Here is a 26,287-nt window from a genome sequence, read left to right as displayed (position 1 = left end):
AATGCTGTTTCTTAAACAAAATACATGGAATATAAAAGAAGCAGCACCATGACAGAGAGAACCGCCAGACCTGCGTAAAACAAAGCTCTGCTCACCAATCCGCTGGCATGGCACAAGTCCAGGCTGATGCCGAATTTGAGGGGGTATAAAATACGCACATTCTTATAGTTGAGCATATCGATCATCATGTGGGAGAGCATGGCAGTAAAAAAATAAGGGGTGAGATCAGGGAAGATTCCATATACAATACCGTTTAGGATCACCAGCGCAGGCAGAGAATGCATGAAGGATCTGTGAGGCTGGTTCTTACCAAAGGTACACACACCAAGGAATATTATAAAACTTACGGCAAGTCTGTATAGATTACTCTCTTTTTGAAAACGGTACCGGATTCCCACATTCCATTTCCACTCTGCAAAGAGCAGAGCCGCTATGACCAGTACGGTGAGTATGGAGATTTTATTTAACTGTTCCCTGGATTCTGAGGTGGTTACGTCAATATCGCTGATCACAGAGCCGATGGCGGCTGTGCCCAGACATAATAATAAACTGCTGAGGGTTTGAGGCTGGGTCACGCAGACGGCAGCCGCAGTGCCCACAGATAGATGTGTTTTTCCTGTCATATGTACTCCAATTCTTAATTTCTGTTATTTAAGTCGTGTATGAATGCCCTCTCCACAGCCCGAAGGGCCTTTTAGGGACTGTGGAAAGAAAAGGATATCAGTATTTCAATAGGGCATAGCGTATGAGGAAGAGCAGCATCAAATGTACCGGGTAAAAGAGATAGAAAAAGTATTTGATCTTTCGGCCTCTCTGTCCGTTATACATATTGATGGGGATAAAAGCCAGGCAGGCGGGAGCCTCCCACAGCAGAGAGAGACAGCCGGCAATGGTCCTTTCCAGGGGATAACTCTGGAACAGGTACAGTACGATAATGAGAATGACACCCTTATAACTGTAATCTGTTTTTAAAAGGTATCCAAGCAGAAGACCGGCTCCGGCAGCCACAAGTGCCAGTGCGGGCATCCTTTTGCGTGCTTCATCCATGGCCATGAGTGTAAGGAAACCGATCAGCAGGGTGACCATTACATTTTGATAAGAAAATTCAAGGGCACTGCCGTTAAAGCATAAATCAAAGGGGATTTCCGAGAGAAGGGCAAACAGGGCCAGCCGCAGTGCGTACTTCTTTCTGTTTGAGGTGTGGATAAACCCTTCAACAAGCAGAAAACAGAAGATGGGAAAGGCGATGCGGCCTGTTTTTCTGAGTACCCAGTCAACTTTCCATATGAGAAGCGTGTTCTCATAGGATAGGGCCTGAGGCAGATTCAACTGGTAGGCCTGTATATATCCGTATTCCAGGATGACGGCACCAATATGGTCGATCAGCATGGTGATTATGGCAATGATCTTCAGCGTGGACCCTGAAAAAATAGGGGGCAGAAGCTGCCAGCGGGATGGTCGGAATGATTTTTGGGGCATATAGTGTCTCCTTTATGTAGTATTTCCTATCTATCATATAACTGAATCGGGTATTTTGGCAAGATATGTTTCACAATTTATAGATACACAGCTCTGAATCTTTATGGGTAATGTATTTCAGTGTTACTGTACAAAAACTACACTTTTAGCATACTATGAACAGTAACATTTCGGCGATGTCTGATGACATTTTTTTTATTTTTCTACTTCCATTTTTAATAACTATATGCTATAATAACATCGTTGTAAATCTTAAGGGGCATTAGCGCAGCTGGGAGCGCGCCACAATGGCATTGTGGAGGTCACGGGTTCGAATCCCGTATGCTCCATATCTGATCTGTAACCCGCTGTATAGCGGGACTTTTTTTGTTCAGAAATAAAAATACCCCCTAAGCAGATATTGGTTATTTTCCCTGTCTGCTTAGGAAGCAGCATATCAGTCAAAAGTAAGATGCTGACATGTTGACCGGCTTCGGGCTGCTGCCAGGAGCCGGTATTATTATTTCATAGATTAGTAATTACTGAAGCGTTAAAATCATAGTGTCCTTTTGGCCGCTAAAAGAAAATGCTTCTGATACATCAAGTGTAACATCTGATAAATCGCTGATTTCAAATGCCAGGGCGATGTTCAGAGTAGTTCCGGGCTGAATATTTTTATCATAATTTGATACGGATTCGTTCTCGCTTGAGTCATAATATGCGGAATTACATTCTACCCCATTTTGGTAAGCTGTGATACCGGTTGTGACTAAAGCACTTGTATTATCTGATGAATTATTTGTAAAGTCAAAATAGACCAGTAAGCATTGATTTCCCTCATAGTCATAGGACAGTTCATGATTCGTATATTTTATTGAAAAATCATCACAGGTAAAATCAATGGTTCCGTCGTCAGGAGAAAACTGGACATTGGATTCCTCTGCCGGCTGACCATTTTCATCGGAAAAAGAATTTGCCATATCTTCGCTTACTTTGTTAAAATTTGAAGTTACTACGTTGAGAAAATTATCATCCAGATCAGATATAACCCATTTATCATCTTCCTTCACACATTTTAAATCTATTGAAATTTCATCATATGTATCTTCCAAATCCTGGGTCTTTTCAGAAAACATATCACCTAACATTTTGGTTGCTTCTTCGTCAGACATTTCTTGTCCGCTTAATGCGATCCCCATAGCTTTTGAAAAATATTCCCCCATGATCTGTGATATTAAATCTGTCCCGTCATAGTATTTAATATCAACAGGTACGGTTGCATTGTCACCGTCGATTTTACTTTCCCCCACTGTGTAGGTCATTTTCTCAAGAGTATTGGTAAAGAAATCCTGCATGGATTCTTCGCCCATCAGGTCCTCATCCTCACCTTTCCAGTCAGAGTCTTTGACGTAACCGGCCATGGCCTGCCAGTCAACTTTTTTTAATGATTCCATGAAAGATGCTTTATGCAGGAACACAATCAATTCTTACAACTTTCTTTAGAAAATTTTTAAAAATCCGCCGACCATTTCTTTAAGTCTAACAGTTAAGATAAGATCAACCTAAGGCAAAGAGAAAACAAAGGGGGACTTTTGATGAAGATATTAATTACTACGGACTGGTACGAACCTATTGTCAACGGAGTAGTCACCTCTGTTCTCAATCTGAAAAGAGAATTAGAAGCGCGCGGGCATGAGGTGAGAGTTCTGACACTTTCCGAGACCGGAGCTTCTTATAAATATAATGAAGTATACTATGTGAAATCTATGGATCTGGGATACATTTATCCCAATGCAAGAGCAGTTCTTCCCTACAGGAATCCCTATGTTGGGGAGCTGATCGACTGGGAGCCGGATGTGGTCCATTCCCAGTGTGAATTTATGACATTTCAGTATGCAGTTAAGATCAGCAAAAAATGCGGATGCCCGCTTCTTCACACATATCACACCATTTATGAGGATTATATGCATTATCTTCCGGGGATGTTGGGCAGATATACGGCAGGCCGGAAAGCAGGGAAAAAAGCAGTGGCCGAATTTTCCAGAACGGTTCTAAACAAAACAGACCGTGTGATCGCGCCTACAGGAAAAGTGAAGGACATCCTTTCCACCTATGAGGTAAAGCCTAAGGTGGATGTGATCCCAAGCGGCATTGACCTGAGTAAGTTCAAAAGAACGCTGACGCAGGAAGAAAAGAACCTGAGAAAAGAAGCTTTAGGCATTCCAGAGCAGAACAGGGTTCTTGTCAGTGTGGGAAGACTGGCTAAGGAGAAGAATCTGGAGGAAATTCTGGAATACTTCGCCAGACTTCTGGAGGAAGGAGCAGAAAACATGACTCTTTTGATCGCAGGGGACGGACCAAACAGAGAAGATTTGCAAAATTTGTCAATAAGTCTGGGGATTGAAGATCATGTCCGTTTTACAGGAATGATCGCTCCGGATGAAGTGTGGGCTTACTATCAGTTAGGCGATGTTTTTGTATGCGCGTCCAACAGCGAGACACAGGGCATTACCTATATTGAGGCTCTTGCAAGCGGTGTTCCTGCGCTTTGCAGAAAGGACGAATGCCTGGAAGGTGTCATAACGGATGGCTGCAATGGTTTCCAGTATGAGACGTATGAGTATTTTCACATGCATCTTTCCTATCTTCTGGAGAATGACACAAGAAGACAGGAGATGGGGGTAATGGCAAGAGAAATGGCTGAGGAATTTTCAACCTGGAATTTCTGTACTATGGTGGAGCGTGCCTACAGAGCGGCCTGCCGGGAAAAAGAGCAGATTCCCGTATATGGAAGCGCAGAACGCACTGCCTGGGGACGTACCATGATGAAACGTATGATGAGGAGGGCTTCTTAATATGATGAAAATTAATATGATGTCAAAGGCAGATATGGTAAAGGGACAAGGTGTTCTTTCCGCACATGATGAGCAGGTGGCTCTGGCAGGGCAGGTTTTGAAAGGGCAGTTTGAAGTGCTGAACAACGCGAAGGGATCCTGTGAGATCACGCACTATCATTCCATCAATCCGGAATTTTATCTGGGTATAGGCCGCAGAAAACGGCAGGGAAAAACAGTAGGTTATGTGCATTTTCTTCCGGAGACAGTGGAAAACAGCATTCATCTTCCACGGTTTATGAAAAAAATCTTCTACCGCTATATGCTCTCCTTCTATAAGAGGATGGACAAATTGGTGACGGTCAATCCCTATTTTATTGAACGCCTGGCTCATTACGGAATTCCAAAAGAGCGGGTGACCTATATACCGAATGTAGTGTCTGAGGAGGAATTTTATCCCCTTCCCCGTGAGGAGAGAGCACGTATCCGCAGGGAATACCGCATCAGCAAAGACGCTTTTACGGTACTTTGTGTAGGCCAGCTCCAGAAACGAAAAGGTGTGGTTGATTTTATAGAGGCAGCAAAAAAGATGCCGGATTGTATGTTTATCTGGGCAGGAGGATTTTCTTTCGGAAGGATTTCAGACGGCTATGAGGAGATTAAGAAAATGATGAAGCATCTTCCCTCCAATGTGCGTTTCCTGGGAATCGTGGACAGGGAGAAGATGAATGAGATTTACAATATGGCGGATGTGATGTTCCTTCCGTCCTACGAGGAATTATTCCCTATGACGATATTGGAATCCATGAACTGTGCAGTTCCGGTTCTGGTGCGGAACCTTCCTATATATGACCCGATCCTCTTTGACTATGCACTCAGGGGAGACGGTATGGATGCTTTTGTCAGCACCCTGAAGCAGCTCAGGGAAGATCCTGATTTTTATCAGAGAAGCGCTCATGCATCCTTTGCAGGTCATGAATTTTACAGCAGGGAGCATGTGGGGCAGATGTGGAAAGAATTTTATGAAAAAACGGCAGCGGAGGTAAAGCATTCAGCTCCTGCGCACTGGAAAGGAGGAAGAGTATGGAGACAAAAAGAACAGCAGTTCTCATGAATATATGCACCATTGCAGGTTTGATAGGAATGGGGATTTTCATTTTTTATGGGATACAAAGCGGGATTTTTGTATCTAAAGAGGCCCTGGAACTCTTCCTCAATAACTGTGGTGTGTGGGCGCCGGTCCTGTTTGTTTTGATCCAGATCGTGCAGGTGGTGATTCCTATACTTCCGGGTGCCATAGGGTGTCTGGGCGGAGTGCTGATCTTCGGGCCTGTGTGGGGATTTGTGTATAATTATGTTGGTATCAGCATTGGTTCTATACTGGCTTTCATGCTCTCCAAACGGTATGGCAGACCATTTGTGCGGAATATGATAGGGGAGAAAAATTATGACAAATACATTGGATGGCTGAGTAAGGGAAACGGGTTTGACAAGGCCTTTGCAGTAGCAATTTTTCTCCCGGTGGCACCGGATGACCTGCTCTGCTATATTGCAGGCCTGACCAGGATGACACTGAAGAAATTTACAGCGATCATCCTTTTGGGAAAGCCCGGCTCCATTCTCTTATACAGTCTGGGACTGACCGGTATCATGGAAGTATTAAAAGCAGTCTTTTGACAGGGCTGACGTCCTTTCTGCAAAGCATTGAAACGCGGCAGAAAGGGCGTTTTTTCTATGTATATTATGTAGAATCAGAGCAGTTACAAAGATACAGTGTGCAGGGGTGTGGAGCAGTTATTGTAGGAAAATTACAAATAAAAAGAAAAATTGAGGAATGAATATTGTATAAATCCAATGATTCATGTATAATGAAATAGATAATTCTAAGTAATATTGACGAATCTGCACGATGCTGTGCGGAATGACGGAAAAGGAAACTATGTGGATTCTCAAATTTAAACCGGTAGACTGTAAAAATTGTTATAAATGTGTCCGCCATTGTCCTGTGAAGGCGATCCGGATCAAGGACCATCAGGCGCAGATCATGCAGGATGACTGCATTCTGTGTGAGAAGTGTACGATCATTTGTCCCCAGCATGCAAAGGCAGAGAAGAATGATGTGCCCAGCCTGAAAAGGATGATCGCCGAGGGATGTCAGCTTGTGGCAAGTGTAAATCCCACCTATGCGGCAAAATACGGACCAGGCAGTTTTCCGGCACTTCACGAAGCATTTCTGAAATTGGGATTTACAGATGCCAGAGAAGCGGCGGAGGGCACTTATCTGGTGAGAAGGGAATATGAGCGGATACTTGGGGAAGGGCAGATGGATGTGATGATCACTTCCGTATGTCCCGCGGTTGTGCGTCTTGTGCGGAGCAAATATCCGGAGCTTGCCAAATATTTACTTCCGGTATTATCACCCATGCAGACACACGCAAAGTATCTGAAAGAGAAGAACAGAGACTGCATTCCCGTATACATAAGCCCGTGTATATCTCCGGTTGCGGAGATTTCTGAGAAAAACAATTATTCTGCCTATGTCATATCCTTTGAAGAGCTGGACGCCTGGCTGGAGGAAAACAAAATCCAGGTAGAACCAAAGCAGGAGGTATCAGATCCAAGGCTTTCCAGGATGCGCGCCATGAGCGGCGGCATTACAAGAATTATCAGAAAAAATGAAGATTATACCTATCTTAGCATAGATGGTGTGGAAAACTGTATGCAGGTCCTGGAGGAACTGCGGGAGGGGAAGATACATAAGTGTTTCCTGGAGCTTAATATCTGTGAAGGAGGCTGTATCGGAGGCCCATCCTTCCAGAAAGACAAGAGCCGCAGAATGAAAGCTTCCATGGATGTGATGAAAGCTTCCATGAAAGACCCGTTTCGTCCGGACGATGAAGCCGATTTTAATCTGCCCGTGGGTATGAACCTGGAGCGGGAGTTTATTGAAAAAGAAGTCATCCATCCCAATCCCACAGAGGAAGAACTTCAGGTGATCTTAAAAAAGATGGGAAAGGCTACCCACCAAAAGGAATTAAACTGCGGTGCCTGCGGATACAACACCTGCAGGGAGAAGGCCGTAGCTATTTTTCAAAACAAGGCAGAAATCTCCATGTGCATTCCCTATATGAGGGAGCGTGAGGCCAGTTATGCCAACAAGATCATCAATTCCATGCCGGGAATGCTGGTGACGGTCAATACAGATCTGGAAGTGGTGCAGCTTAACAAAGCGGCCATGGATTTATTCGATATCCGAAGGAAAAAGGCTATTATAGGGCAGCCGGTGTCAAAGCTTATGGATGATTACGCCTTTGTGAATATGCTGGCATTCGGAAAAGGATTTACCCAGGATAAGATTTTTGTGGAGGAATACAAGGTCTATCTGGAACGGGTCCTTACGTATGATAGGAGTAACGGGCTGATCATCTGCATCATGAAAAATGTCACAAAAGAGGTGGCACAGCAGCAGGAGGTGCACCGCACCAGGATCATGGCGGCCCAGATGGCGGATAAGCTGGCGGATGAACAGCTCCGCATTGTCCATCAGATCGCGGAGCTTTTAGGGGAGACAGCAGCCGACACCAAGGTGGCTGTGGAGAAGCTAAAGGAGACGATCCTCACAGAACAGGAAAAGTCCGGGACTGATCATCCGGAGGAATGGTTATGAAGATACATTTTGACAACCTTTTTGCGGATTTTGGACATGTGAGCCTGAATAAAAAGAAAGAATCCCTTTGTGGAGATTTTTACATTACCGAAGAAAAGGGGTCGGATACGGTCCTGGTCCTTTCAGACGGCCTGGGCAGCGGGGTGAAGGCCAATATACTGGCAACACTCACGGCAAAAATGCTCTGTACCATGATGATAAAGAAACTGGCGCTGGATGATGCGGTGGAGGCCATTGCCAAAACACTTCCGGTGTGTCATGTGCGGAACATGGCGTACTCAACCTTTACTGCCCTGAAGATCAGCGGCAGACAGGCTTATCTGGCTCAGTATGACAATCCCGGTGCCATTCTTTTAAGGGATGGAAAGTCTGTGGGATATTCGGAAACCTCACACTATATCGGGGAAAAAGAGATCCGGGAGGCAGAGCTTACTCTTCAGAGAGACGATGTGCTCATCCTCATGTCAGACGGCGTGACCAATGCCGGAATGGGAAAGACGACAGACGGAGGATGGGGGCGGGAGGATGTAGTCCGTTTCTGCGAACAAAAATATAAAAAAGAAATGTCAGCTCAGGAGCTGGCAGCCCATATCGCCAGTGCTTGTGTAGACCTGAATTTAGATGAGACAGATGATGATATCACGGTTCTGGTGATTAAATTATGTGAGAGGGCAGTTACGAATCTGATGATAGGGCCGCCCAGTCAAATGGAAAAAGATGAGGCGTTTTTAAGACTGTTTTTTGAGTCACCCGGAAAGCACATTGTGTGCGGAGGGACCACAGCAGGATTTGTGGCGGATCATCTGGGGGAAAATCTAGTTTCGCTTGAAGACACCAGATGTGATGATGTTCCGGCCATGTCCGCCTTAAAAGGCGTGGATCTGGTCACAGAGGGACTTCTGACCATCCGGCGTTTGAATATATATGCCAACCGTTATTTAAAAGACGGGCTGGCAGTGCTCGGTTTCGGCCGGAAAAAGGATGCGGCCGCAAGGCTTCTGGTGGAGCTTTTTGAAAATTCCACAGACATCCGCATTTTTTTCGGGAACGCCAGGAACCCGGCAAACACAGAACTTCACATAGACGCAGGGGAAAAACTGCGTCTGACCTACCATTTAAAGGATTGTCTGGAGAAGGCGGGGAAAAAAGTGAAGATGAAAATATGGTAGTCATTTGATACTTTGTAAGGCCGTACCATCATGGGAAATCTGCATCTGAACAAAATGTGCAGACAGGCCTGCAGGGCGTCAGAGGTAATATATTATATATAGGAGGGTAATATATGTTAGACCAATCTTACTACGAAAAGGCAGATGAGATCATTGGGCGGTACGGAAAGAAACCGTCATCCCTGATTCCGATCATGCAGGACATTCAGGGTGAATACCGCTATCTGCCGGGAGAACTGCTCACTTACACTGCACAGCAGATCGGGGTGACAGAGGCAAAGGCTTACAGTGTTGCAACTTTTTATGAGAATTTCTCTTTTGAGCCAAAGGGAAAATATGTCATTAAAGTATGCGACGGTACGGCATGTCATGTTAGAAAATCCATGCCGATCCTGGAGGCACTCTACAAAGAACTGGGACTGAGCAAAAAGAAACACACTACAGAGGATATGATCTTTACTGTGGAAACAGTATCCTGTCTGGGTGCGTGCGGGCTGGCTCCCACACTTATGGTCAATGAGGAAGTGCATCCCAAGATGTCACCGGAAAAAGTAGTTGCGTTAGTGCAGGAATTGAGAGGTGAAGGCGCATGATGATTTCAAACAAAGCAGAACTTGACAAGTGCAGGGAAGCAGCAGAACAGGAACTGCAGTCATATGGATGCAGGATTCTTGTCTGTTCCGGTACAGGATGTATTGCAACGGGTTCCGAGAAGATCTATCAGAAAATGATGGAGATTGTTGGGAATACCCCGGATGTCACCATTGAATTTGCCCCTCATGATGAGAAAGAGCATGTGGGTGTCAAGAGGACAGGCTGCCAGGGCTTCTGTGAATTCGGTCCTCTGGTGCGTATCCAGAAAGGTGAAAAAGTGGTGCAGTACATAAAGGTTCAGCCGGAGGACTGCCAGGAAATCTTTGATAATACAGTCATGGGTGACGCCCTTGTGGACAGACTGCTTTATAAGAAAGCGGAGCAGACCTATGTACAGCCGGATGAAATTCCTTTTATTGCAAAACAGACACGTGTGGTTCTGGAAAACTGTGGAAGATTTGACGCAGAGTCTATTGATGAATATATTGGTGCCGGCGGATTTAAAGCGCTGGAAAAAGTGCTGTTTGATATGAAACCTGAGGATGTCGTGGAGGAAGTGGACCAGTCCGGCCTGCGCGGCAGAGGCGGCGGCGGATTCCCGACCGGAAGGAAATGGAAACAGGTGGCTGCCCAGGAAGAAAAAGAGCGCTATGTAGTCTGCAACGGTGATGAGGGAGATCCGGGAGCATTCATGGACGGCTCCGTTATGGAAGGCGATCCTTTCAAACTCATTGAAGGTATGATGATCGCAGGATACGCAGTTGGTTCCTCTGAGGGATATATCTACGTGCGTGCCGAATACCCCAACTCTGTGGCGAGACTGAAACACGCCATTGCAGTCATGGAGGAGAGAAATCTTCTTGGAGACAATATTCTGGGAACGGATTTTGCTTTCCATATGCATATCAACCGTGGTGCCGGTGCCTTTGTCTGCGGTGAGGGTTCCGCGCTGACAGCTTCTATTGAGGGCAACAGGGGATTCCCGCGTACCAAACCGCCGAGAACCGTTGACCATGGTCTGTGGGCAAAACCAACCGTTCTGAATAATGTGGAGACCTATGCCAATGTCCCGAAGATCATCCTGAAGGGCCATGAGTGGTTCCGCACCATCGGAACAGAGGGAAGTCCGGGTACCAAGACCTTCTCCCTGACAGGTTCCATTGAGAATACAGGTCTGATCGAAGTGCCCATGGGGACAACTCTGCGGGAGATCATCTATGAAATCGGCGGCGGCCTGCAGGAAGGCTCTGAATTCAAGGCTGTACAGATCGGCGGACCATCCGGTGGATGTCTGACTACACAGCATCTGGATGAGCCTCTTGATTTCGACTCCGTTAAAAAGTTCGGTGCCATTGTGGGTTCCGGCGGACTTGTTGTTATGAATACAGACACCTGTATGGTGGAAGTGGCAAGATTTTTCATGAGCTTTACCCAGAGAGAGTCCTGCGGAAAATGCGTTCCCTGCCGTATCGGCACCAAGAGAATGCTGGAAATCCTTGAGAAGATCGTAGCAGGCAAAGGGGAAGTGGAGGATCTTGACAAATTGGAAGAGATCGCCAAGAGCGTAAAAGACCTGTCTCTGTGCGGCCTCGGCAAGAGCGCACCGCTTCCTGTACTGAGTACCATCCGTATGTTCCGGGATGAGTATATGGAGCATATTGTGGATAAGAAATGTGCTTCCCATACCTGTACAGCGCTTCGGAATTATTATATCAATCCGGAAAAATGTAAGGGATGTACCAAGTGTGCGAGAAATTGCCCGGTTGGTGCCATCACCGGCGAGAAGAAAGAGCCGCATACCATCGATACCGCAAAATGTATCAAGTGCGGAGCATGTATAGAGAACTGCAGTTTCGATGCGATCGAGGTAAGATAGGAGGAGAGAGAATGATTCATGTTACGATAGACGGAATTCCTGTAGAAGTTGAGAAGGGTACTACCATCTTACAGGCTGCAGAGAAAGCCGGTGTGAAGATCCCTACATTATGTTATATCAAAGACCTGCTTCCTGACGGTTCCTGCCGTATGTGTATGGTGGAGATCGAGAATAGAGGAAGAAAGAAAATGGATAGCGCATGTTCCTGTCATGTCAGCGAAGGCGATGTGATCGAGACCATGAGTGAGAAAGTAGTGGAGTCCAGAAAAACCATTTTGAATCTGCTGTTGTCCAACCACAAGACGGACTGTTTCTCCTGTGCCCAGAACGGCAGATGTAAGCTTCAGGATTACTGTGTGGAATACGGCGTGGAAAGAACCACTTACGAGGGCGAGATGACAGAGTTTCCGGTGGATGACTCCAACCCGTTCTTTACTTATGACCCTAATCTGTGTATTCTCTGCCACAGATGCGTGAATACCTGTAATCAAGTGGTGGGCCGCGGTGCTATTGACACCATGGAGAGAGGTTTTGAGTCCTCTGTGGGAACACCGTTCGGTGTGCCGATCAGAAAGAGTACCTGTGAGTCCTGTGGAAACTGTGTGGAGGCATGTCCTACCGGAGCACTTTCCTCCAAGAGAAGAAAATCCTTCCGCCCGTGGCAGATTGACAAAAAAGTCCTGACCACCTGCCCACACTGCGGTACCGGATGCCAGTTCTATCTGGTGGTAAAAGACAACAAGATCGTGGACGTGGAGCCGGCCAACGGACCGTCCAATAAAAACCTTCTCTGTGTCAAGGGACGCAGCGGTTCCTTTGACTTTGTCCATTCAGCGGACAGAGTGAAATATCCGCTCATCAAGAACAAAGAGACCGGAGAATTCGAGCGTGCAAGCTGGGATGAGGCACTGGATCTGGTGGCCTCCAAATTCATGGAGATCAAGAAACAGTACGGTTCTGAATCCCTGGCAGGTTTTGCGTGTTCCCGTTCCCCGAATGAGGACATTTACATGGTTCAGAAGATGGTGAGGACCTGCTTTGGAACCAACAATACAGATAACTGCGCGCGTGTATGTCATTCCGCATCTGTCGCGGGTCTCGCTATGACCCTCGGCTCAGGAGCAATGACTAATCCGGTTGCGGATATCACTCAGAAGCCGGACCTGATCATGATGGTAGGTTCCAACCCGGAGGAGGCACATCCTGTTATTGGTATGCAGATCCGTCAGGCTGTAAAGCGGGGCTGCAAACTGATCGTGGTTGATCCCCGTGACATTGATCTGTCCAAGAAAGCAGATATCCATCTGAAATTAAGACCGGGCACCAATGTTGCCTTTGCCAATGGCATTATGCACGTGATCATCGAAGAAGGCCTTCAGGATATGAAGTTCATTGAAGAGAGAACGGAAGGCTATGAAAAGATCAAGGAGATCGTAAAAGATTACACCCCGGAAAAAGTCGGGGAAATCTGCCATATAGACCCGGATGACCTGAGAAGGGCTGCCATCATGTATGCAAAAGCAGATAAGGCTCCGATCATCTACTGTCTGGGTGTAACCGAGCATTCCACCGGTACAGAGGGCGTTATGTCTATGTCCAATATGGCTCTGCTGGTAGGTAAGCTGGGCCGCGAGGGCTGCGGCGTCAACCCGATCCGCGGACAGAACAACGTACAGGGCGCCTGCGATATGGGAGCCGGACCGAAGGATTACCCGGGATATCAGAAGGTGGAAAATCCTGAAGTACGTGAAAAATTTGAAAAAGCCTGGGGCGTGAAGCTGAATCCAAACAATGGTCTGCACTCCACAGAAGTGTTCCCTGCAGCCATTGAAGGCAAGGTAAAAGGTCTTTACATTTATGGTGAGGATCCTATTGTTACAGACCCGGATACCCACCATATTATTAAAGCGCTGGAAAATCTTGATTTCTTTGTCATCCAGGAGCTGTTCATGACAGAAACGGCACAGTATGCGGACGTTATCCTTCCCGGTGTCAGCTATGCGGAAAAAGAAGGTACCTTTACCAATACAGAGCGCCGCGTGCAGAGAGTACGCCCAGCAGTGAAGCTGGACGGCGATATGAGACTGGATACAGATATCATCATTGACCTGATGAACCGTATGGGTTATCCGCAGCCGCATCTGAACTCTGCTGAGATCATGGATGAGATCGCATCTGTGACGCCAAGCTACGGCGGAATCAGCCATGCAAGGCTGGATGCAGGTGAGACACTTCAGTGGCCATGTCCTACCAAAGACCATCCGGGAACCCCCATCCTGCATGTGGGCAAATTCTCAAGAGGCCTGGGTATGTTCTACCCGGCAGAGTATGTACCGTCTGCAGAGCTTCCGGATGAGGAATATCCGATCATTATGATGACAGGCCGTATGCTGTATCACTATACCACAAGGGCCATGACCGGAAGAACACCGGGACTCATGGAGATCCAGGGTACCTCCTATATTGAGATGAACTATAAGGATGCAGACGCACTGGGGATCAAAAATGGCGACAGGGTAAAAGTATCCTCCAGACGTGGTCAGATCGAATCCACCGCAAGAGTGGGACGCAAGGTTTCCCAGGGTGAATCCTGGATGCCATTCCACTTCCCGGATGGAAACGCAAACTGGCTGACCAACGCAGCACTGGATAAATATGCAAGAATACCGGAATACAAGGTATGTGCGATCAAGATTGAAAAAGCATAAGTAACTATACTTACAAGCATAACGGAGACAACAGATATGGCACAGAACTATCCAAAGAGAATTGAAATGAAGGAAGGCATAGACCTGCTTCTCTCTCACGCAGAGAGGATGGGGACGGAAAAGGTGGAGATCAATGAGGCTTACGGCAGGATTTTAGCCTGCCGGGTACGGGCGAAAGAGAACATTCCGCCCTTTGACCGCTCACCCTATGACGGCTATGCCATCCGCTCTGCGGATGTTGCAGGTGCAGGACATGATTCGCCGGTGACTCTGAGAATAATCGAAGAGGTACCGGCGGGGCATGCCCCCGAAAAAGTGATAGGGCCTATGGAGGCGGTAAAAATACTGACCGGAGCGCCTATCCCTCAGGGAGCCGATGCTGTGGAAAAATATGAAGACACTTCCTTTACTGAAAAGGAAGTGTGTTTCTTTTCTCCCATTGCTTCGGGGAGCAACATCGTAAAAGCAGGAGAAGATGTAAAAAAAGGCGAGATCGTCATGGAAGAAGGCGAATATTTAAGCCCGGCATCCGTGGGACTTCTTGCGGGCCTTGGGTATGGAGAGGTGGAAGTCTTCAAAAAACCCAGAGTCAGGATCATCAGTACAGGGGACGAGCTTCTGCAGGTATCTGAGGAGCTGAAACCGGGAAAAATAAGGAACAGTAGTGCTTACATGCTGCAGGGTTTTCTGCGGCAGTGGGGTGTAGATGCAGATATCTACGGAATTGTAAAGGATGATGAAGAGTCCATCAAAGAGGCGCTGAAGGACTGTCTGGCAGAGGCTGACTGTGTGATAACCACAGGAGGCGCATCTGTGGGAGATTATGACCTGGCGCTTTCTTCTATGGAAGGGATCGGGGCAGAGGTATTGTTCTGGCAGGTAAGGATGAAGCCGGGAATGGCAACTCTGGCAGCGGTAAAGGACGGCAGGCTTTTATTAGGACTTTCCGGCAATCCCAGCGCGGCGGCAGCGGCTTTGTTTTTGCTTGGGCTTCCTGCATTCCGCAAGATGTGCGGCAAAAGGGAATACAAAGTGCCCTGCATACCCGTGTGTCTGCCGGATGGGTTTCCAAAGAAAAGCCCGGGAGGAAGGATCGTTCCCGGAATTCTGGAATTCGACCAGGGCAGAGTCTGCTTAAATACCAGGAAGAATCAGGCGAACGGCATGGTCAGCCCATGGGGCGGCTGTAATCTGATCGGAATGATCCCAAAAGGTTCCGGTGCACTTTTGCCCGGAAGTATCATCGAAGCTTTGTATCTGGGTGAGAATTAAATTTGCAGGAATTAGATCTGAGTGAGGTTTAGGGTATGACAAAAATAGCAGCAGGAATCCTGGCGGGAGGAAAGAGCAGCAGAATGGGGAGCGATAAAGCCTCCCTGACATGGAACGGAAATACATTTCTGCACACGCTTTTGGATGTCTGCCGGGATTTCCCTGAAATTTATGTCTCAGTGGATGACAGGGAAAAGTACCGGGATTTTATTGAAATTTATGTCTCAGAGAACGACAGGAAAGAATACCGGGATCTGCATTGTACATTTGTGGAGGATGAGGAAAAGGGATACGGACCGCTGGAAGGTATCTATCAGATATTAAAACAGATGGATGCGCAGTACGCCGTGATGCTTGCCACTGACATGCCTATGATAAGCCGAGAATTCCTGAAGGAACTGGTGTCCCATGTTACCGGCGAGGAAGACTGTCTGGTTCTCAGAAAAGAGGGGAGGCCTCAGCCTCTGTGCAGTGTGTACGGAAAAAAAGTGCTTCCCATTGTGGATAAGATGCGCAGAAATAAGGAGCACAGACCCAGACTTCTGTTTCAGCGGGCGAATACGCGATATCTGGATATTGAAGAGTTGGGATTTGGAGAGGCAGTTATCGCAAATGTGAACACACCCGAAGAATATGAACAGCTCTGTTTTCAATACGGCAGAAAGCTCCAGGAATTTGCCCCCTGTGTCAGGGAGAAGTTAAGGCATGGAAGGGTACTTGTCTGTTATCTGGACGGGCTGGGATACCGCATGTATAAAAATGCCGCGGACAATGGTTTCATACCCTTTATAAGCCGGAATTTTTCTGTGATCCCTGTGAGAACAGTGGAGCCTCCAGTGACAAATCCGGCTATGGCTACCATGATAACAGGGGAACTGCCCGGTGTACACGGTGTATATTCCAGAAAAGACAGGGAAGTGCTGGTCCCCACTCTGTTTGCCGGCAGGAGCGCGGAAAACACTGCTTTTTTGGAGGGCGATACCAGGATTTTAAAGACGGAACTTTCGCCCAGGCTTCATGCTGCGGCAAAGGGAAAAGGCTGCGATCATTGGATCTGCCGGGATGCATGCAGAGCGGTTTTGGAGGGAAAAGAATTTATTTTTGCGCATTTTCATGAGATTGACGATGCGGCTCATGCAGAGGGACCGGTAGGCCTGGCATGTATGGAAAAATTAAGAGAGACAGATGCATATATAGAAGAGCTTTCCGGGATTTTTTCAGGAGAGATCCTGCTGATCAGTGATCATGGAATACATGAGACAGAGGACGGCGGTGATCATGGGGAGAATCCGTGTTGCGATGCCGCAAATCCTTATGATATGGAGGATATGCTGGCAGTCTGGGGGGAGCATATATGAAGGTAGAAGAAGGTTTGTTTGAAGGCATGATCCCTGTGAAACTGGAAGGGAAGCATGCAGATGGAGCAGAATATTCCTATCAGGCCTTTTCGGTGAGTGAGGTGCTGGGCAGCGTGTCTGCGGACAGCCTTGTGGAATTTATAAGCGGGGATGGCAGGGATGTGGCCGTGTCCGGCGAGGAGATCCTTGCAGGGGATGTATATCTGGTGCTGGACGGGGGAGCATACCGCCTTGTCATTCCAAAGGATACACACCGAAGGCGCTGGTGTAAATATATAACAGAAATACAGAGTGATCAAGGAGGGTGACAGTTGAAAATCTGTACGATCGTAGGTGTGAGAAAATCCGGCAAGACTACAACGGTCACCGGACTTATTAAAGAATTAAAAAAACGGGGATACCGGACAGGAACAGTAAAAAGTGTGTTCTGTCCAGAATTTTCCCTGGACACTTCTGACAGCAATACATGGAGACACAGGGAGGCCGGTGCTGATCTTGTCTGCATAAAGGGAAAAAAGGAGACAGACATTCTGCTTCCGGCGGACAAGAGCGGGGATTTCTATGAAAAACTGCCTGTGGATTTTCTCATACTGGAAGGGGAATATGAACTCTGCGTGCCCAGGATCATCTGTGCACATAAAGACGCAGAGGTGCAGGAGCGGCTGACAGAGGAGACCATAGCCATAGCAGGCAGATTGGCCGGGGAAAAGAAAACCTGGGAAGGCTTCAGGGTCTATCACTCTGTGCATGAGATCTGTGAGCTGGCAGATTTATTGGAATCACTGCCGGATGCGGAATTTCCGCTGAAAAAACGTCCCATGCTCCAAAAGGCGGCGGCTTTTTGTCAATGTGGATGTCATAAGGCAGAAAAAAAGCTGGCCGGTAAGAAAAAGCTCACGGCCCATCCCTCAGGCGCTGAGCGGAAACATATTTTCCTGACCGGGGAAAAGGGGATCGGCAAGAGTACACTTTTGAACCGTATTGTGGAAGAATTGGGAACAGAGCCTGTGGGTTACCAAACCCTGCCTTATGAGATCGGTGGTGTTCAAAAAGGATTTTACCTGCACAGCCTGGTACCCATGGGGGAGTTTGAAAATGACAGCCCGATCCTCATACGGACCGGCAGAGGAAAGAAGATATCCATACCGGAAACCTTTGAGACTCTGGGCACTGCGGTGATGAAAAAGGTGAAGGACATGCCTGAAAAAACAGTTGTGATAGATGAGCTGGGAAAAGCGGAGGCAGATGCCCCGGGTTTCCAGGAGGCACTGTTCTCCTGCCTGGATACCCAGAGCCTTGTCATCGGTGTCCTGCAGAAAAATACAGGTGCGTTTACACAGGCCGTTGCAGAGAGACCCGACGTAAAAGTTTTTGAGGTTACAGAAAAAAACAGGGACAGCCTCCTGGAAGTTATCTGTAAAAATATCAAAAAAATGAAATAAAAAGCTTGACTAAAATAGTCAAAATAGGTATTCTTATATTAGAATATGTCTGATGAATGAGACAGTGTCTAATGACAGACATTATAAAAAAATAAAGGGGCAAAACTGTCGTAAGGCAGTGACGCAAAGCCACGGGTCCCAAGGGAGGGATAGCCGGGCTGCAGACAGTGATGGACAGGTATACCCTGTCTGTCTGTTGTCTTTGTGAAAAAACGGTATCCCTGGATACCGTTTTTTTTGGCCCTGTAAGGGGAAGGAGAATAGAAATTGAAAATGAAAAAGTTATGCGCTTGGCTGCTCATATCCGGTATGATCTTGCAGACACCGGGAACTACCGCATTTGCCGCTGTACAGGAGCAAAATACAGAATCTTATAAAGCCGGCGGACAGGTTCAGAGCAAAGAGGCAGACAGCGGTCAGCAGGAATCTTCCAAACAGGAAGGGATAACAGGAGAACAGCAGGAGGTGTCCAAGCAGGAAGAGGCTACAGGAGAACAGCAGGAGGTGCCCAAGCGGGAAGAGCCTGCAGGAGAACAGCAGGAGGTGCCTAAGCGGGAAGAGGCTTCGGGTGGACAGCCAGAAGCCTCTACGCAGGAAGGTACAACAGGAGAACAAGCAGGAGAGGCCAAGCAGGAAGAAACACCGGGAGAACAGACCGGTGCGAAGGCGGGACAGAGCAATAGCCAAGAGTCACTAAAAAGTCCAGAAGCACAGAAGGAAGACGGAACACTGCCGGCGGATGGGAGCATAGTACAGAAAGGCCGGCTCCATCTGAGTCTGATCTACAGCCTTCCCTACAGCGCCCCGGAGACGCTGAACAGTGGGTTGCAGGCAGTCCTCACAAGAGAAGGGCAGCAGTTGGAAGCCTCTTTTTCCATGTTGGAAGGGGAGAGTGTGTCAAAAAAAGCAGAGGCCTCTTTTGTGGATCTGGAACCGGGACAATATCATCTTCGTATAAGCGGAAGCCATTTTGCCGTATATGACCAGGATGTGGAGATCCAGGCAATGGATCAGAAGATGCAGTTTATGGATGTCTACACCGGCATGGATTTTTCTGACATGGAGAGACATCCCGGTGTTATCGGATATGGGGATGTAAATCGTGACGGTGTTATTGATGAGAATGACAAAACAGAGCTGATCCGGGCCATTCATCTGGAGAGCACAGACAGCGTGTTTGATCTGGATCAGGATCAAAAGGTGGATCTTGTGGATCTGCAGTGGCTTTCTTACAGCTATGGATTCGAGAAAATGGAATCCTATGTGACAAGAAGTTATATTCTGGAAGAGATATCAGCAAATGTGGGCGAGACAACCCAGGTTGCAGAGGGAAGTGTTGAGAGTATCCTGGAAGACGGCGGCAGTGTTTCCCTGAAACCTGCGAATGACGGGGAAATCTCGCCGGAAAATCCGGTGGAACTGCAGCTTGATCTGGAAAAACGTACCGATATCCAGGCAGGGGCATTGGTTTTGTCGCCTCCGAGGGACTCCGGTAATATCATTCAGGCAGGGTCAGTGACCGTGGATTATGTGGATGAAGTGGGACAGAGCCAGACCATAGAAGTTCCCATAAGCAGCGTATCCATGTTCGCCCTCACTGCGGCGCAGGCAGTCATTGAGCCGGACGGAACCATAATCATCAACTTGGGAAAACAGGTAGCCATTAAAAAGGTAACCATCAAGGTGACAGATACGGGAGGAAGCAAGCTGGCGGATATCTCCAAGGTGGAATTCCTCAATGGAATGGAGGACAGGATCCCTGCACCGGTCATGAATATTCCTGACCAGGTAAAAGCAGAGCCGGGAGATAAGAAATTTACCGTGACCTGGAACGCCCAGACAAATGTAGCGGGATATGAAGTCATGGTGAAAAAAGACGGAAAAAGCAAAGTCTATCCAACAGCAGAGAACAGTATCCTCGTAACAAGCTTTGGGACTGAGAAAATAAAAAATAATGAGGAGTACACAGTACAGGTCAGGTCCGTGAACGGAGACTGGAGCAGTGCTTATTCGGAAACGGTGTCTGTGATCCCGAAGCCGTCAAAAGCGCCTGATGCGCCGGAGAATGTGAGCATTTCCGGGGGATACAGAAAACTGGATATTACCTGGAAGAAGATGGAAGACACGGATTCCTATACACTCTATTACAGAGAACAGGGAACCGAAGAGTTTGAAAAGAGAGAAGACATCCAGCAGAATAAATATCAGCTCACAGACTTAAAAGACAGCACAACCTATGAAATCTGCCTTACAGGAACAAATGAAATGGGAACCAGTGGAAAGTCAAAGCTTTATGCGGGAGAGACAACAGATATTGATCCTGCAGTCACATCCAATTATAAGCTGATCAACACGCCTCAGAAAGGGGGAGGACTGACCGCCCACATTACATCCATTGAATATCCGTCATCAGGACCGGAGATAAATGAAGCGGTGGCAGATAATGATTACACCACTTCCTGGAGTCTGCCGTCCTGGGATGCAGGCGGCTATAATTCGGGCAAGCCATCACCTATCATTACCTTTGACCAGAGCTATGAGATGGACAGGCTGGTGGTAGTCCCTGATGAAAAACAACAGTATGCATATGGCTATGCAAAAACAAGATACTGGGATGAAGAGGGAAAAATATCTACAATAGATGGTCAATTTACGCAGAAGAAGAGTGTAAACGGTAAGGCATATTACGAATTTAATTATTCCCAGCCTTTTAAGGCAAAACGGATACAGATAAACTTTGCCATGGCATGGGTTCCTGTGAATGGGAGAATCTCTATAGCGGAGATGAAATTTTACTATTATGACAGCCTGGAAAAGGATGTTGATGCACTGTTTGCGGATGCTATGCATGTGGAACTGCAGGAAGATGTAACTGCAGAGACGATAGAGGCGCTGGAGAACAGAGCTAACACTCCGGATGAAGTTACCGGGGATTTCCATCCGAAAAGAGAGCTGCTGCTTTCTGATCTGGCCTATGCAAAAGATCTTCTCAATGACAAGAATGCCGGCAGGATCATGAAGGTTGATACAACAGTGACCAAGAAAAAAGACGGCGCTCTGGGCTTCTCGGGAGGTCTGAATGCATGGCAGCCTCTTGGCATTAGTGCCCATGCAGGGGAAGAACTGGTTGTATATGTAGGCAGAGATGACGCGGAATTGGGAGCCAATACCAACCTGAACCTGATCGCAACACAGTATCACGCGGAATCAGGAAGCTGGAGCAGGGTTGTGGTGCAGAATCTGAAGAATGGCAAAAATGAGGTAACCATTCCCCAGATCAGCAGTCTGAGCACAGAACACGGCGGCAGTCTCTATGTGGAGTTTACAGGAAATAATGATACACTGAACATGAGTGTTCGTGTCAGCGGAGGACAGGAGATACCCAAGCTTGATATCTCCAATGCAGCGGATGAGACTGAAGCCAGGGAAGCTGTCAGGGCATATGTGGAGAAACTCAATGCATATGTTCCACAGATTTCTGAACTTCATAAAAAACTGCATGAAGGCAATAAAGAAAGCAGTTGTGATTACAGCTATGACAAGCAGAACTGCATTTTGGGAGCAACGGACATTGTGCTGGATCAGATGATGTATTCGGTATCGGCAGAACAGATCCTGAACGGCATCAACAATAAGCTGAAAAACCAGGGGAAAGAAAAGAATCTGGATAATCAGACAGAGGTACTATATGAGTCCTGTCAAGCTATGGAACAGATGGTGACACTGTTTTACCAGCACAAAGGACTGGGTGATTATAATGGAGACAAGGCACTGACTGCCCAGTATGGCAGCAAAAATAATCTGCCGTCCAGCCGTCTGAACATACGTTACATGAGAATGTTTTCCGGAGCCTTTATGTATGCCGGCGGGCTTCATGTGGGTATCGAATGGGGCAGCGTGAGCGGCCTTGCAGGCGGTGTACCGGTTGAAAGTGATAATGGAAAATATGTGAGCGGACAGCTTTTTGGCTGGGGAATTGCCCATGAGATAGGCCATATCATCAATCAGCCGTCCTATGCCATCGCCGAGATAACCAACAATTATTATTCCATTCTGGCACAGGCAAAGGAGACAAATGATTCTGTACGCTATAAATATGAGGATGTGTATAAGAAGGTCACTTCTGGTACAAAAGGCCGTGCGGAAAATGTGTTTACAAGTCTTGCCATGTACTGGCAGCTCCATCTGGCCTATGATGACGGATATAATTATAAGACTTATGAAACTTATGAGGAGCAGTTTAACAATCTGTTTTTTGCAAGAGTGGACGCGTACGCAAGGAATACGGCCATTGCACCTGCTCCGGAGGGAATCGCACTGACGATTCCAAAAGATGTGGACAATACCCTGATGCGGCTGTCATGTGCGGCTGCCGGGAAGAACTTACTGGAATTCTTTGAACAGTGGGGAATGACACCGGACGAGGATACCATTGCATATGCGTCACAGTTTGAAGCAGAGACGAGAAGGATCAGCTATATTACAGATGAGGCAAGGGTATACCGCATAGAAGGCGGAGAAAGTACAGCCGGACAGACTGCAGTAAGTGCAGCGCTTACATATGTTCCTAATTCTGCTCAGGTGACCCTCACACTTTCCAATGACGCGGCTGACCAGAACTCCATGCTGGGATATGAAATATACAGAAATGGCAAGGTGATCGGATTTGCAGAGGCTAAGGACGGCTCTGTGACATATACAGATACCATTGCATCTATGAACAACAGAGTGTTTACTTATGAAGTGGTGGGATATGACAAACTGTTGCAGCAGACAGAGAAAGTTACAGCGGACACCGTGAAGATTTCCAATGACGGAAGTGTGGCAAAGGATGGATGGAATATAACAACGAATATGACCTCCTCCAGTGACAGACAGGAAAACGGCAGTGAGGAAAATCCGGAGGGAACCGTTGTTTCGGGAATCAGCAGCATATATAACAATGATTATACAGATGTATATACCGGAGAAGCAAAATCTCCGGAAATCATTATCAGTTTTGGCAGAACCCTTCAGGCGGCCGCGTTCAAGATCACAGCCACTGATGAAAAAACAGCAGTTAAGAATTTTGATGCCTATGTGAGTCAGGACGGAAACCAGTGGACGCTTGTGAAATCAGGAAGTCTGTCTTACTCGGAGAATACGGCTGTTTCCTATTTCAACAAAGAAGGTGATTCCTGGCTGTACACCTATGATGCTGCTTATCTGAAGCTGAAGATCAAAGGGCAGAGTACAGTGTCTCTGTCTGAGATAGATATTTTAGGCCCCACAGGAGACAATGTTGAGTTTTTGGAAAACGGTATCGGTATTCTGGATAAAAATTACAGCTATGATGAAAACGGAGGTGAGATACCTGTCGGTTCCCTGATCTTCACAGGCGAATATAAAGGAAATCCTTCCTATAATGTGGTAAAATTGTATGACCAGAATGGAAATATCCTGGATGGTTCCCAGTTGATCTTTGCGGAGGTTCCGGCTGAGGGAGAACTGGGAGAAGTTTCATCCGGTACATGGATCTATTATATGGAACCGGATCAGATCCCATCCGGTGTGACCAGTGTCAGGGCGGAATTATACCGAGTGGATGATGCGCATACAAATGAAGGTGAACGTCTTGTAAGTGATACAATGCCCATGGCTGTGCCGAATCCGCTGCCGCCGATTCAATTGACGGATAAACATGAGGAGGGGAACTGATGAAGAGAATAAAGAGCTTATGTATTGTTTTAGTTCTGGCGCTGTTTGCGGCTTATGTCCCTGTACAGGCTGCCAAACAGGATGATACGATGATCAAAATGCAGCAAAAGGATGCGGGCCAGGTGGAACTGGCCCTCTACCCCAATGGGGATATGATAAAAAACCATGCTACAACATACCGGATCCAAATGAAGATAACAGAGATTGAAAGCGGAAGTATCGGTGATATTACCTTTACTTTCTCAGAAGAGATACAGAACAAATGCAGGATCCGGGAATATATTTATGAAAATGGTGTCCTGGATATCTATTTTTCATCATCGGATACGGTTTTTGATCAGGCCCGGGATGTGTCGGTCGGTACCATATCAGGCACTCCGAAAAGTGAAATGTTTCAGGCATCCATCGTGCCAAAAAGTGTTGTGTTTGTTGACCAGAGTCATCAAATGAATACTGTGGATGAAGGGGTACTGCAGGGCATATCTTATGACTGGGCAGTAGGAGAAAAAGTTCCGGATCCGGACAATCCAGGGAATCCGGATAATCCGGACAATCCAGGGAATCCGGATAACCCGGATAATCCGGACAATCCAGACAACCCGGGGAATCCGGATAACCCGGATGATCCGGACAATCCAGATAATCCGGACAACCCAGATGATCCGAACAATCCAGATAATCCGGACAACCCAGATGATCCGAACAATCCAGATGATCCGAACAACCCAGATGATCCAAATAACCCGGGGAATCCAGGCAGCCCGGATGTTCCTGTCTATCCGAACGGAGTATGCACAGCCACTACATATGAAGATTTAGAGAAGGGGCTGGCGGATTCCAGCGTGACCAGTCTGATATTTAAAAGCAAAGATGGTAATGGTTTGACAGAAGAACAGCAAAAGGCATTGTTCAAGAGCCTGAAAGGAACAGAGAGAACATTGACCATCATGGCAGAAGACAACGGAGTGCTTCAGTATTCATGGAAGTTTACCGGAACAGAAATAACAAACGCAGATGCTGCCATGGATTTTGGAATTGTACAAAAGAAAGAGAATAAGGATGCCGGCAGCCTTATGGCGAAAGATTCAGAGAACCTGTATCTTGAATTCGACTATGAGGGAGAGCTCCCGGGATTGGCGGAAGTTGAAATCTATGCAGGCAGCAGCTTTAAAGACGGACAGAACCTTTATCTGTATTATTACAACGCAAATAAGAAAGCTGCCGAGCCTGTACAGAAGAATATCAAGGTAGTGAACGGATATGTGACCATCCAGATTGAACATTGCTCCACATATGTTCTCACTACAAAGCAGGTGCGTAAGAACGAGCAGTTCCCGGCAGTGTCTGTGAACAAACCGGATGATAAGAAAAAAGCACCGGTAAAACCGGCTGCAAAGACTGCGGCTAAGACTGCAAAAACGGGAGATGATACACCGGTGGAAGGACTGATCCTGTTGGCAGGGCTTTCAGCAGCAGCTATGGTTTTCATGTGGAGAAGCAGAAGAAGGCATATTTAAGCAGCAGAAAGAATATTTCATAAGAAAGAGTATTTCATAAGACAGCATCGGGCATATCAAACAGATATGTCCGGTGCTGTTTTTCATCTCCATCATGCGTGCGGGAATACGGCAGATCAGATTTTTTAACGAAGACAGAGTATACAGCAAAATCAAATCTATCTGTATTGTATGGCCATATGTATCCGTAACTTTCCATCACCCCGAAAACCGTGGCGCTTTTTAAATAGCTGTTGACAAATATGTATCTAATGTATATAATGAGTATATACAATAAATAATGTATATACACGCGTGCACAGAAAGTTGAGAAGTAAAGATGAATATTATAATCAGCAATACAAGCGGCAAGCCCATATACGAACAAATTACAGAGCAAATGAAGCAGGCAATTATGGGAGGCCAGCTAAAATCAGGGGAGTCACTTCCCTCCATGCGCCTTTTGGCAAAAGAACTTCGTATCAGTGTGATCACCACAAAGAGAGCCTACGAAGAATTAGAGAGAGACGGATTTATTTGTTCTCAGGTTGGCAAGGGCAGTTTTGTAGCCGATACAAACCATGAGCTTGTGAGAGAGGAGCAGTTAAAGGAAATAGAAGGTTTACTTGAAAAAGCTGTTGAAAAAAGTAAAATCAGCGGAGTAGAATTGGATGAATTGACGGAAATGCTTAAAATGCTCTATGAGGAGGAATAAA

The 26,287-nt window shown here is 46.9% G+C and carries 18 protein-coding genes, 1 tRNA gene and 1 riboswitch; of the genes, 16 read left to right on the top strand and 3 right to left on the bottom strand.

Annotated features, from left to right (window positions below):
- Positions 1-11 precede the first annotated feature (11 nt).
- Positions 12-623: a metal-dependent hydrolase gene (locus BLCOC_RS17800; RefSeq protein ID WP_115622939.1), complete on the bottom strand. Its 612-nt coding sequence runs from the start codon at positions 621-623 to the stop codon at positions 12-14.
- Between the two features lie 97 nt (positions 624-720).
- Complete coding sequence (locus tag BLCOC_RS17795) at positions 721-1,479, bottom strand: TraX family protein (RefSeq protein WP_115622938.1); 759 nt, start codon at positions 1,477-1,479, stop codon at positions 721-723.
- Between the two features lie 256 nt (positions 1,480-1,735).
- Here BLCOC_RS17795 and BLCOC_RS17790 point away from each other — a divergent pair.
- Positions 1,736-1,808, top strand: a tRNA-Ala gene (locus tag BLCOC_RS17790).
- 189 nt (positions 1,809-1,997) lie between these two features.
- Here BLCOC_RS17790 and BLCOC_RS17785 read toward each other — a convergent pair.
- Positions 1,998-2,912 (bottom strand): DUF5067 domain-containing protein, encoded by a 915-nt coding sequence (locus BLCOC_RS17785; protein WP_131918268.1) that lies wholly within the window; start codon positions 2,910-2,912, stop codon positions 1,998-2,000.
- Positions 2,913-3,053: 141 nt separating this feature from the next.
- Here BLCOC_RS17785 and BLCOC_RS17780 point away from each other — a divergent pair, with 141 nt between their 5' ends.
- From BLCOC_RS17780 to BLCOC_RS17710, 15 genes are all read left to right on the top strand, one after another.
- Positions 3,054-4,313, top strand: a complete 1,260-nt coding sequence (locus BLCOC_RS17780) for a glycosyltransferase family 4 protein (RefSeq protein WP_115622936.1) — start codon at positions 3,054-3,056, stop codon at positions 4,311-4,313.
- Position 4,314: 1 nt separating this feature from the next.
- Complete coding sequence (locus BLCOC_RS17775; protein WP_115622935.1) at positions 4,315-5,406, top strand: glycosyltransferase family 4 protein; 1,092 nt, start codon at positions 4,315-4,317, stop codon at positions 5,404-5,406.
- On the top strand, positions 5,376-5,969 hold the full coding sequence (locus BLCOC_RS17770) for a TVP38/TMEM64 family protein (RefSeq protein WP_029468589.1): 594 nt from the start codon (positions 5,376-5,378) through the stop codon (positions 5,967-5,969). The genes BLCOC_RS17775 and BLCOC_RS17770 overlap by 31 nt, the downstream gene beginning before the upstream one ends.
- A 262-nt stretch (positions 5,970-6,231) precedes the next feature.
- Positions 6,232-7,959, top strand: coding sequence for a [Fe-Fe] hydrogenase large subunit C-terminal domain-containing protein (locus tag BLCOC_RS17765; RefSeq protein WP_165907148.1), 1,728 nt, complete (start codon positions 6,232-6,234; stop codon positions 7,957-7,959).
- Positions 7,956-9,128, top strand: coding sequence for a SpoIIE family protein phosphatase (locus BLCOC_RS17760; protein ID WP_115622933.1), 1,173 nt, complete (start codon positions 7,956-7,958; stop codon positions 9,126-9,128). Before BLCOC_RS17765 ends, BLCOC_RS17760 begins: the two co-directional genes overlap by 4 nt.
- 113 nt (positions 9,129-9,241) lie before the next feature.
- Positions 9,242-9,721 carry a complex I 24 kDa subunit family protein gene (locus BLCOC_RS17755; protein ID WP_018596376.1) on the top strand — a complete coding sequence of 160 codons (480 nt, stop codon included), beginning with the start codon at positions 9,242-9,244 and terminating at the stop codon, positions 9,719-9,721.
- A complete protein-coding gene (locus BLCOC_RS17750) occupies positions 9,718-11,598 on the top strand; it encodes an NADH-ubiquinone oxidoreductase-F iron-sulfur binding region domain-containing protein (RefSeq protein ID WP_018596375.1) in 1,881 nt (626 codons plus the stop codon). The genes BLCOC_RS17755 and BLCOC_RS17750 overlap by 4 nt, the downstream gene beginning before the upstream one ends.
- 11 nt (positions 11,599-11,609) lie before the next feature.
- Positions 11,610-14,306 (top strand): formate dehydrogenase subunit alpha, encoded by a 2,697-nt coding sequence (gene fdhF / locus BLCOC_RS17745; protein ID WP_115622932.1) that lies wholly within the window; start codon positions 11,610-11,612, stop codon positions 14,304-14,306.
- Positions 14,307-14,342: 36 nt separating this feature from the next.
- Complete coding sequence (locus BLCOC_RS17740) at positions 14,343-15,578, top strand: molybdopterin molybdotransferase MoeA (RefSeq protein ID WP_018596373.1); 1,236 nt, start codon at positions 14,343-14,345, stop codon at positions 15,576-15,578.
- 35 nt (positions 15,579-15,613) lie between these two features.
- Entirely contained in the window at positions 15,614-16,936 is a 1,323-nt protein-coding gene (locus BLCOC_RS17735; protein WP_115622931.1) for an NTP transferase domain-containing protein, read from the top strand.
- Positions 16,933-17,244 carry a hypothetical protein gene (locus BLCOC_RS17730; RefSeq protein WP_115622930.1) on the top strand — a complete coding sequence of 104 codons (312 nt, stop codon included), beginning with the start codon at positions 16,933-16,935 and terminating at the stop codon, positions 17,242-17,244. The genes BLCOC_RS17735 and BLCOC_RS17730 overlap by 4 nt, the downstream gene beginning before the upstream one ends.
- A gap of 3 nt (positions 17,245-17,247) precedes the next feature.
- Positions 17,248-18,378 carry a molybdopterin-guanine dinucleotide biosynthesis protein MobB gene (locus tag BLCOC_RS17725; RefSeq protein ID WP_115622929.1) on the top strand — a complete coding sequence of 377 codons (1,131 nt, stop codon included), beginning with the start codon at positions 17,248-17,250 and terminating at the stop codon, positions 18,376-18,378.
- An 88-nt stretch (positions 18,379-18,466) separates the two neighbouring features.
- Positions 18,467-18,544, top strand: a riboswitch (cyclic di-GMP riboswitch).
- 107 nt (positions 18,545-18,651) lie between these two features.
- The gene (locus BLCOC_RS17720) at positions 18,652-24,075 is read left to right on the top strand and encodes a fibronectin type III domain-containing protein (RefSeq protein WP_242999095.1); all 5,424 of its coding nucleotides are present in this window, start codon (positions 18,652-18,654) and stop codon (positions 24,073-24,075) included.
- On the top strand, positions 24,075-25,592 hold the full coding sequence (locus BLCOC_RS17715; protein ID WP_242998968.1) for a hypothetical protein: 1,518 nt from the start codon (positions 24,075-24,077) through the stop codon (positions 25,590-25,592). Before BLCOC_RS17720 ends, BLCOC_RS17715 begins: the two co-directional genes overlap by 1 nt.
- Positions 25,593-25,911: 319 nt before the next feature.
- The gene (locus BLCOC_RS17710; protein WP_115622927.1) at positions 25,912-26,286 is read left to right on the top strand and encodes a GntR family transcriptional regulator; all 375 of its coding nucleotides are present in this window, start codon (positions 25,912-25,914) and stop codon (positions 26,284-26,286) included.
- The last annotated feature ends 1 nt before the right edge of the window (position 26,287 follow it).

It is taken from the genome of Blautia coccoides (assembly GCF_034355335.1).
Taxonomy (GTDB): domain Bacteria; phylum Bacillota; class Clostridia; order Lachnospirales; family Lachnospiraceae; genus Blautia; species Blautia producta.
Note: the sequence above shows the minus strand (reverse complement) of the source record. Positions and strands in the feature narration are given on the sequence as shown.

Bases quoted from the DNA above. Each gene is read 5' to 3' on its own strand.
- BLCOC_RS17800 (WP_115622939.1), bottom strand. From the start codon at position 623: ATGACAGGAAAAACACATCTATCTGTGGGCACTGCGGCTGCCGTCTGC.
- BLCOC_RS17720 (WP_242999095.1), top strand. From the start codon at position 18,652: ATGAAAAAGTTATGCGCTTGGCTGCTCATATCCGGTATGATCTTGCAG.
- BLCOC_RS17765 (WP_165907148.1), top strand. From the start codon at position 6,232: ATGTGGATTCTCAAATTTAAACCGGTAGACTGTAAAAATTGTTATAAA.
- BLCOC_RS17750 (WP_018596375.1), top strand. From the start codon at position 9,718: ATGATGATTTCAAACAAAGCAGAACTTGACAAGTGCAGGGAAGCAGCA.
- BLCOC_RS17755 (WP_018596376.1), top strand. From the start codon at position 9,242: ATGTTAGACCAATCTTACTACGAAAAGGCAGATGAGATCATTGGGCGG.
- BLCOC_RS17795 (WP_115622938.1), bottom strand. From the start codon at position 1,479: ATGCCCCAAAAATCATTCCGACCATCCCGCTGGCAGCTTCTGCCCCCT.
- BLCOC_RS17760 (WP_115622933.1), top strand. From the start codon at position 7,956: ATGAAGATACATTTTGACAACCTTTTTGCGGATTTTGGACATGTGAGC.
- fdhF (WP_115622932.1), top strand. From the start codon at position 11,610: ATGATTCATGTTACGATAGACGGAATTCCTGTAGAAGTTGAGAAGGGT.
- BLCOC_RS17730 (WP_115622930.1), top strand. From the start codon at position 16,933: ATGAAGGTAGAAGAAGGTTTGTTTGAAGGCATGATCCCTGTGAAACTG.
- BLCOC_RS17770 (WP_029468589.1), top strand. From the start codon at position 5,376: ATGGAGACAAAAAGAACAGCAGTTCTCATGAATATATGCACCATTGCA.
- BLCOC_RS17775 (WP_115622935.1), top strand. From the start codon at position 4,315: ATGATGAAAATTAATATGATGTCAAAGGCAGATATGGTAAAGGGACAA.
- BLCOC_RS17715 (WP_242998968.1), top strand. From the start codon at position 24,075: ATGAAGAGAATAAAGAGCTTATGTATTGTTTTAGTTCTGGCGCTGTTT.
- BLCOC_RS17735 (WP_115622931.1), top strand. From the start codon at position 15,614: ATGACAAAAATAGCAGCAGGAATCCTGGCGGGAGGAAAGAGCAGCAGA.
- BLCOC_RS17740 (WP_018596373.1), top strand. From the start codon at position 14,343: ATGGCACAGAACTATCCAAAGAGAATTGAAATGAAGGAAGGCATAGAC.
- BLCOC_RS17785 (WP_131918268.1), bottom strand. From the start codon at position 2,912: ATGGAATCATTAAAAAAAGTTGACTGGCAGGCCATGGCCGGTTACGTC.
- BLCOC_RS17710 (WP_115622927.1), top strand. From the start codon at position 25,912: ATGAATATTATAATCAGCAATACAAGCGGCAAGCCCATATACGAACAA.
- BLCOC_RS17780 (WP_115622936.1), top strand. From the start codon at position 3,054: ATGAAGATATTAATTACTACGGACTGGTACGAACCTATTGTCAACGGA.